Consider the following 8221-nt stretch of genomic DNA (forward strand, 5'->3'; position numbering starts at 1 on the left):
TAATGTATAAGAAAGAGTCAAAACATCTGCATAAAGAAAATCGTCTTTAGCATTTTTGACTCTTTGGCTCTTTTACATCCGTATAAATATAATACATAGTATTTTGCAATCACTGTAAATATTGGAGTACAATTGGCAGAACCATTGCTATAACCAGAACTACACATATAACTGCCGCAATCTTCTGCTGATTTTTCTTATTAAAAAAATTCACTATACGATAACCTCCGATCTTCTTCAGACACTGCATGATATTACTGTTTATTTATTGAATAGAAAGGAAAAAACAATGCCTGTATTTTTTATATGCTTTATTGTATTCTTATTGTGGCTTCGAGTCAAGCTAAAACAACAGGACAGCATGGAAACCCAAAATAAAGACTTCTGGCAGCGTGAACACGAAGCAGATTTCTCCAGAAACAAGGATATTTCAACACTTAACTATATATCTGTCAATAAAGAACTACTGCCTTTTAATGAACAGACAAACGATATCGAACTTATACAGATACAGCAGGATATCACAAATGTTATCTCAAAGAAAATGATAAATCTTTCAGGAATGACAAATACCGACATAAAGCTGGCATATGGCCGTGGAAATTTTGAAATCCTGTCAGTTTATGACCAGAATTATCTTAAATTCCTAAGCCTTTTAAACAAGTGGGGTACATATCTTCTTGAACTTGGATTTACAAATGAGGCAAAACAGATATTTGAATACGCCGTCAATACACTTAACTGCGATATTTCGGGGTGTTATACCGGTCTTGCCAAAATATACCTAAAAGATAATGATATAGACAAAGTCCAGGAGCTTATAGATAAGATACAATCATCTGACGCTTATCTTAAAGACTCCATATCTGAAAAACTTATACGCATGCTTCAGAATTATTAAACAGGATAAATCTGAGCCTGATAATCGAGTGGGTTTCTGTTTTTATAATCAAACAGAAGTCTGCTCTTATTATTTTCGATAATTCCAGTTTCTATATATTTTAATACATCTATTTCAAATTGCTGCAAATGCGTCATTCTGTGGAGCTGTTTCCAATCATTTCCATCATATCCTGAAAGATATTTATGACTCTGTTCCTCTGTTTTGTAAAACTCTCTCACCTCATCCTTGTTTATCTCGGACTGCCATTTTATAAACTTTGGTCTGTTTTTAAGATTTTCCCTTGCATACAGGTCATAAATAATAAGCTGTTCAAGAATATCTTGTTTTTCATCATCAATATCACATAGTTTGATTGCAAATTCAAGAAGTATCTCATAGTTTTTAAGTCTTGACTGATGTATTCCCTCGTACCCCATCTCATGATAATAGTCTCCAAGACTCATAAAAAAATCAAACGGTGTCTCAAAAAATGATACCATAAACGGAAGTGATGCCTCAAACTGCAAGCTGTTATAGTAACGCTCCGTCATATCCTCGACACGCTTCAATCTCAAAACCTCACCATATGATATCCAATTAGTAAAAAGAACCTCATACGGTGCTCTATCCTGATACACAATACCAAACTTTTCCCTGTCATAATATATAGGAGAGCCCTTTAAAACCTTTAAAAATCCAAGCTGAAGCTGATCAGGTTTCATTCCATAGACCGTATTATACGAATTTCTGAAAGACTCATAATCCTCATACGGAAGCCCGACTATAAGGTCAAGATGCTGATGAATATTTCTTTTTTCCCTTATCTTTGCTACCTTTTGTTTTAATACCGTAAGATCAGGATTTCTGTGTATAGCTTTAAGAGTCTCACTATTTGCCGTCTGAACTCCAATCTCAAACTGTACAAGACCAGGTCTTAAACCACTTACATAATCTATCTCTTCATCTGTAAGAAGTTCAGCCGAAAGTTCAAAATGAAAATTTGTAACACCATTATCATTCTCATTTATATACTTCCATATCCTCATTGTATGCTCATGGTCACAATTGAATGTCCTGTCAACAAATTTCACCTGAGGTACTCTCATATCAAGAAAAAATTTAAGTTCCCTTTCGACAAGTTCCCATCTTCTGAATCTCACCTTTTTATCGACAGAGGACAAACAATAGCTACATCCGTAAGGACATCCTCTGCTCGTCTCATAATATATTATCCTATTTTCAAGTGACTTAATATCAAAGCCTGCATCCTCAGTATATGGAAATGGTATATCATCCATACACATTCTTTCTCTTTCGGAATTTATGACAACATCCTCTCCATCTCTGTATACAATACCATTTATATCAGATAGAGCTGCTGGCCCCTCAGATGAACCTCCATCAACTCTTAGAGACTTATAATAATTTATCATTTCATAAAATGTAATCTCACCCTCACCAGCTATGATGCCATCAATCCACGGATACTTTTTAAGCTGCATATCACAATCATATGAAACCTCCGGACCACCAAGCCATATAGGAACATCAGGCATTATCTTTTTAAGTTCCCTCGTAATCTCAGTCACAAAATCAATATTCCATATATAACAAGAAAAACCTATCATCTCAGGTTTTTGAAGATATATATCTCCAAGGATGAAATCCACATCCTGATTTATCGTATATTCTTTTATCTGAAAATCTTCTTCCTTTATGCCATGTTTTCTCGCATATGCCTGAATACAATATACTCCAAGATTTGAATGAATATATTTTGCATTTATACCAACAAGTAAAATCATATTTTATACCTCTATCTAAATCACTGCTCGTACCACTTTTCATCTTTATCAAGCGTATCAGGTGCATCATCAAAAAATTTACACTTTGCCTCTTCTTCACATGTCCCGGCAAGCGCATGTCTGCACACCATTCTCTTTTTATGATATCCGACAACAATTCCGTCCTCTTCATCGCTCTCATACTCCACCGGCATAAGACAATGATATCTGTCAATTGGACAAAAGCCCTCTATAAGATATTTTTTATAATCCATAAAATCACCTCTCCATGTCAATGACGCTGTCAATCCATAAGTCCCATCTGTCTCGCTTTATCAAGCGGATTCTCAAGTGCAAACTCCCACTCTTCTTTTCTTGAATCATACTCACTGCATATCCATTCATAGACTTCATCAAGCCCCTTTTCACTATACTCAAATTCTTTTATCGTATGAAAATCAAGTGGTGTCTTTTCATAGCAGAACGGCTCCGGCCACACATCAGCCTGCAGAACTTTCACATCATCTTCCTTTGAAATTCCCTGAACCTGGTATCTCATCCCCTTAAAACTGCATTTTAATACCGCTTTTTTATTGTAAAAAGAACTGACATCATAAAAGGACTGCCTTGTATTCATTATCTATGCCTCGCTTTCAAAAAACAACTATCTTCATTTAATAAATATATATACTAAAAAAGTCTATCCCATACTGGATAGACTTCTTAATAACAGGGGTGGAAGGAATCGAACCCTCCTCTGGAGTTTTGGAGACTCTTATTCTACCGATGAACTACACCCCTATATAGATGTTCGCTCACACGCGACTATTTAATAATAGCATATGAATTTTGTTTTGTCAACAATTTTTTATATTTTTTGTCACAATTTTTATATGCATTTTTTGTCAAGTTGCAGCAAACACCATGAAGTGGTAATCAATCGGCACAATTATAACCATATCATCCTCTAATACTGATAATCATTATAACCTCTGAGACGACGGTAAAGTCCTGCCTTTGTAAGATATGTATATGGTGATACAAAGAATATTCCAAGTAAACCTGCTGTCAGTGAACTTAAAATTGCCCAGCCTATAAATGAAAGGTCAAGTACAAACATCTGCCATTTCTGACCATATGTAAGTCTCCTACTCTCATCAAAAGCTTTCTGCATATCCATCCCCGGATTTTCACTGAGGATATATGGAACCATCGAATATTCATATCTTTTTACTATTCCAGGAATGATAAAAAGCAATGTCCATAAAAATGTAAACAAATCCCTGAAGAACATTATCTTTATAACATTCAGATAATTGTTCTTAAATGCATATGAAAGCTCTCCCATATCACATCTTGCCTCATAGCTTCTGCTAAAAAATCTTTTTGCACCTACTTCGATAGGATTAAAAATAAAGATAGATACTGCTATACTAAGCAAAACAGCAATGATACCTATAACTATGCTGCCTATAATAACTGCTGAAACCGCCGCTGAGACTGATGGTGATATATTTTTCGCAATACTTCCTATAGAATCACGAATATTACCTGAATTTATATCGCCATTTGAAACCGCATCACCTATACTTTTACCAATCTCATTATAATCTGTGCTGTTTTTTGAATAGCCTGATCTTCCCATGCCACTTATATGACCTATCGTTACAAATGAAAGTACGATACCTCCAAGTACAAAAAGCCAATAATTAAGTTTTAAAAGATTCTTTGCATGCGTTTTTAATTCAACTCTGGACCACATAAAATTCCCCCTTCTTATTTTGTCAAATTCTTTCTAAATCGTATCCCCCTGACTTATAACCAATAGTTATCCCCTGTCTTCAGTTCTGTGAAACCTAATTTACAAAAAAACTTCACATTCTCAATAGAAAACCTATTTTTTATAAATATGCTGCCGACATTCTTTCTATAACTTCTTTCACATACTCCTCTGGCTTAGAAACCTTTTTTGCTATGTCTGGTATCGACATATCACACTCTTCGTATAATGTCTCTATTTTTCCCTTCAATTCTCCTTCACGTATTCCTTCACGCATTCCTTCACGTATTCCTTCATTTTTTGCATTATTAATTGAATTTTCCCAAGCTCGACACATATCAACAACCTCCTCTTTATGATTCCCGGCAAATTTGGAGCCGGTTATCAGATTTATTAGTTCAACCGCTTCCCTTTCAACATGCTCAAATCTCTTTTTTCCTTTGATCCAACTGCCATCTTCATCTGACTGGTGTTTTATAAACTGTATGATAGTACCTAAGTCTGTCTGAAATTTATCAAATTCATCGTCTGAAATTTTTGCCGGTTCTATTAGATTTATCTTATAATCAGGAATATATGACAATATTTCATCATCATCCACCGATAGCATCTCATGTATACTTTTAGCTCCATCCCAGTCCTTGTCACCAAAATATATTACCAATGTGATTACGGGCATAAGTTTGTCATCCCTTTTTAAACCTGATAAAAACTCCTCCGAATTCAGTTTAACAGTTCTCTCTTTTGACTTATCCCTATATGACCTCTTTGACTCTTCTACCTGCTTTGCATACTGCAGTGCATCGTAAAGCATATTTTTAACTGCCATTGCATAATGGACTTTATCCTGGTTTTCTATACCAAGCACTACATACATTGCTTTGTCATCCATCGCCATTGTCCACAGCATAAGATTGTCTCTCAGCTTCTGAACCGCTGTATCTGCATCATTTCCATACGGCAATGCGATTTCTGCTGTATCTATCTTCTGTAATCTCTCGGGTTTTATGACCTGTCTGCCATCATAGATATAAAAATTAAATGCATCTGCTATGATATCTCTATGTGACATATATTGTTTTGTTGCTATATCAACCTTCCCCATAAATGTCTCCTTTCGTATATTATACATATCGTATAATAAAATTGCAATATTCACTCAGTATCTCGCAAACTTTTGTTCGATTTATATAATTACATAATATCACACGAATATATGTTCGTCAATATGTTTCTATTTTCTTTTTTTAAGTGTTTTGAAATCATAATTAAACAAAAAAGTCAGGAGTATATAAAAAAAGAACTTAGCATAAATATTAATTTTATCATTATACTAAGTTCTTTTGATATCTTATATATTTTTCAATTTTGCACAGTTTAAAGCTTTGTCATTACATGGTAATAGTTACCTTATTATTTTGGTTAATAAAACTCTTTAACATTAAACAACATTTCTATAAATATGTTTCCCATATTATTTTTATAACTTTTTTCACATACTCCTCTAACTTAGAAACCTTTTTGCTATACCTAATATCAACATATCACACTCTTATAATAATTACAAAACGCCTCATAAATCACGCTATATTTATTTGAAATCCTGCAGCTAAATTAGGCCATAGTGTTACAAAAAATTTTGATGACAACATTTCAACATGTTTTAATCGTCTAAAAAAATCATGCTACAATTTTCTTTCCATTAGGTAAAATCTGAATAATGCTTACACAAATAGCGGAAGCAATAAATATAATTATCGTAACACATGTCCATGCTATGACTACCATCCGTGTACCCCATGGATCAAAATGTAAAACTTTATATAATATATTTACAAATATCATATGGCAAATATATATTCCAAATGTTTTTTTGTAATGAACTTTTCAATTTTATTTATCGGATAGTCAAATTTATATTTAAATGTCAAAAAAATACAAATTGATAGAATAACTGTTGGTACATCATTATATTGTACTGTATCCATTCTATATCCCATAAGCGAAACTATTAACATCATAAAAATTCCAAACAAGTCAAAAAGAATTAATTTTTTTCTTTCCACTTTTATTTTATCTAAATAATACCCTAAAAAAACATACATAACATATTGGCTTGTAATGGGAAGTTGCACCGCAAAAATTTTTTTTAAATCCGACAATTTGCAAATATCCATAATAATAGAATAAAAAAAGAATAAAACAAATATTATTTTCTGAATTTCTTTATTATCCATATTTTCAACAATCAATCATTTCATACCTGTTTAAACTCAAATCCTCATTATATTTTTATATAACAAAAAAAGACCGCGCTTCGCCATCCACGCTCCGTCTAAAAAAAACGGAGTGCAGTTCCTCACTTCGCTAAGCACGCTCTTTATAATCACCGCACTACACAGCCGCGTTATTCGTCATCCTGCTTGTACGGTTTCTTAAATTCTATTTTTATGATTCACTATATTAATCATACATTTCCAGCATATTATATAATAAATATAATTAGCGTTAATCAGTATAGCATACATAATTTGATAATTCAAGACAAATAGTTACAAAAAAAGAGAGCCAATTTGATGCAAAAAACACAATTTTCACCAAAAAGCTCTCATTTATATCCTATACTTCCTCCATCTTCCCCCTTTCAACAACAACCTTACATCTCTTTTTACAAAATGCCATTCCATAAAACACGATATCCCTTCTGTCATCATTTAACAGATACTCCTGATACCGTCTGTCCCGGATTTGTTCCAATGCTTTCTTACATGCCTGCTCCATTTCTTTAACAATCAATATTAGAAAATACTGACTTTTTAAGATATTTTTGTTTCTACTTTCCTCTGAGCTAAGTAAAAACAAAAATAAGGAAGAGAACATAATCACTATTGCTCTCTTCCTAATTACAACTCTGAATATCCAATTCAAAGCCACTTTGTACTTTTATTATATGATACTTTAAACAAAATTATTCAAATAAAAAGGAACTTATCCGAAGTTCCTTTCATTTGAATAAATAATAGTATTTCTTTCTACCCAGAAAAAAATTTCTTTGTAATTACATATTAACTATTTTAAATTTAATTGTCAATAGATTTTTTTAATTCTAAAATTTTATTTATAATTGATTGCCCTTCAGATAAACCCAATTCTTTTCTTACCTTAGCGAGCTCATCTTGAGCCTTATTCCTATCATCTTTAATTCTAGTTATGTATTCTAACTTATCATTAAGCTTTTTGGTAAGATCTGCATAATATCCCATAAGACCAACTGTTTTAGCAATTGCTTCATCAATCAACCTCATATCAGCATTAGTCAGAGAACATACATAATCACCAAGTCTTGCTTTACTAATGCACATCATATTTGACGCATTTGCCTGTCCGTCAAGTATAGTATTTCCATCAATATCTGTTTGTGGTGTAATGTTGGCAACACAAGGTAATATACTAGTATCATGTGTAATAGGAATTACAATAGTATTTCCAGAGCGATTATTTCCAACATTATTCTGAATAATAACAGCCGGCCTATCTTTTTGCATTTCACTTCCAATACCACACCCAAAATTACATCTATATACTTGTCCTCGTTTAACAGCTCTTGTTTTTGCTTTGTCAGACAAAGCATCAAGATAAAGTTTTGTTTTTAACCATTCTAACATCTTTTGTGCTTGCACCAGCTCTATTTTCATTTAACTTCCTCCATCTTCCCTTTTTCAACAACAACCTTACATCTCTTTTTACAAAATGCCATTCCATAAAACAGGATAT

At 33.0% G+C, this 8221-nt stretch carries 9 protein-coding genes and 1 tRNA gene; 1 reads left to right on the forward strand and 9 read right to left on the reverse strand.

The window, feature by feature from the left end; translation table 11 throughout:
- Positions 1-361 precede the first annotated feature (361 nt).
- Positions 362-901 (forward strand): hypothetical protein, encoded by a 540-nt coding sequence (locus KQI69_RS01345; RefSeq protein ID WP_216563489.1) that lies wholly within the window; start codon positions 362-364, stop codon positions 899-901.
- On the opposite strand, the gene KQI69_RS01350 is transcribed toward KQI69_RS01345, so the two are convergent.
- The 9 genes from KQI69_RS01350 to KQI69_RS01390 all read right to left on the reverse strand — a co-directional run bounded on the left by KQI69_RS01350 (position 898) and on the right by KQI69_RS01390 (position 8142).
- Positions 898-2688 carry a B12-binding domain-containing radical SAM protein gene (locus KQI69_RS01350; RefSeq protein WP_216563490.1) on the reverse strand — a complete coding sequence of 597 codons (1791 nt, stop codon included), beginning with the start codon at positions 2686-2688 and terminating at the stop codon, positions 898-900. The two genes, KQI69_RS01345 and KQI69_RS01350, sit on opposite strands and share 4 nt — an antisense overlap.
- Positions 2689-2708: 20 nt before the next feature.
- Positions 2709-2942: a hypothetical protein gene (locus KQI69_RS01355; RefSeq protein WP_216563491.1), complete on the reverse strand. Its 234-nt coding sequence runs from the start codon at positions 2940-2942 to the stop codon at positions 2709-2711.
- A gap of 29 nt (positions 2943-2971) precedes the next feature.
- Positions 2972-3304, reverse strand: a complete 333-nt coding sequence (locus KQI69_RS01360; protein ID WP_216563492.1) for a GNAT family acetyltransferase — start codon at positions 3302-3304, stop codon at positions 2972-2974.
- A 93-nt stretch (positions 3305-3397) separates the two neighbouring features.
- Positions 3398-3468 (reverse strand) — tRNA-Trp (locus tag KQI69_RS01365).
- Positions 3469-3634: 166 nt separating this feature from the next.
- Entirely contained in the window at positions 3635-4429 is a 795-nt protein-coding gene (locus tag KQI69_RS01370; protein WP_216563493.1) for a DUF975 family protein, read from the reverse strand.
- 139 nt (positions 4430-4568) lie between these two features.
- Positions 4569-5552 carry an Rpn family recombination-promoting nuclease/putative transposase gene (locus tag KQI69_RS01375; RefSeq protein ID WP_216563494.1) on the reverse strand — a complete coding sequence of 328 codons (984 nt, stop codon included), beginning with the start codon at positions 5550-5552 and terminating at the stop codon, positions 4569-4571.
- A gap of 736 nt (positions 5553-6288) precedes the next feature.
- Entirely contained in the window at positions 6289-6699 is a 411-nt protein-coding gene (locus KQI69_RS01380) for a hypothetical protein (RefSeq protein ID WP_216563495.1), read from the reverse strand.
- Between the two features lie 367 nt (positions 6700-7066).
- Positions 7067-7204, reverse strand: coding sequence for a hypothetical protein (locus tag KQI69_RS01385; RefSeq protein WP_253288943.1), 138 nt, complete (start codon positions 7202-7204; stop codon positions 7067-7069).
- A gap of 323 nt (positions 7205-7527) precedes the next feature.
- Positions 7528-8142, reverse strand: coding sequence for a type II toxin-antitoxin system PemK/MazF family toxin (locus KQI69_RS01390; RefSeq protein ID WP_216563496.1), 615 nt, complete (start codon positions 8140-8142; stop codon positions 7528-7530).
- Positions 8143-8221: the final 79 nt, after the last annotated feature.

This window comes from Eubacterium sp. MSJ-13 (assembly GCF_018918235.1).
Lineage (GTDB): Bacteria > Bacillota > Clostridia > Lachnospirales > Lachnospiraceae > Butyribacter.

Bases quoted from the DNA above. Each gene is read 5' to 3' on its own strand.
- KQI69_RS01360 (WP_216563492.1), bottom strand. From the start codon at position 3,304: ATGAATACAAGGCAGTCCTTTTATGATGTCAGTTCTTTTTACAATAAA.
- KQI69_RS01370 (WP_216563493.1), bottom strand. From the start codon at position 4,429: ATGTGGTCCAGAGTTGAATTAAAAACGCATGCAAAGAATCTTTTAAAA.
- KQI69_RS01375 (WP_216563494.1), bottom strand. From the start codon at position 5,552: ATGGGGAAGGTTGATATAGCAACAAAACAATATATGTCACATAGAGAT.
- KQI69_RS01390 (WP_216563496.1), bottom strand. From the start codon at position 8,142: ATGAAAATAGAGCTGGTGCAAGCACAAAAGATGTTAGAATGGTTAAAA.
- KQI69_RS01350 (WP_216563490.1), bottom strand. From the start codon at position 2,688: ATGATTTTACTTGTTGGTATAAATGCAAAATATATTCATTCAAATCTT.
- KQI69_RS01355 (WP_216563491.1), bottom strand. From the start codon at position 2,942: ATGGATTATAAAAAATATCTTATAGAGGGCTTTTGTCCAATTGACAGA.
- KQI69_RS01345 (WP_216563489.1), top strand. From the start codon at position 362: ATGGAAACCCAAAATAAAGACTTCTGGCAGCGTGAACACGAAGCAGAT.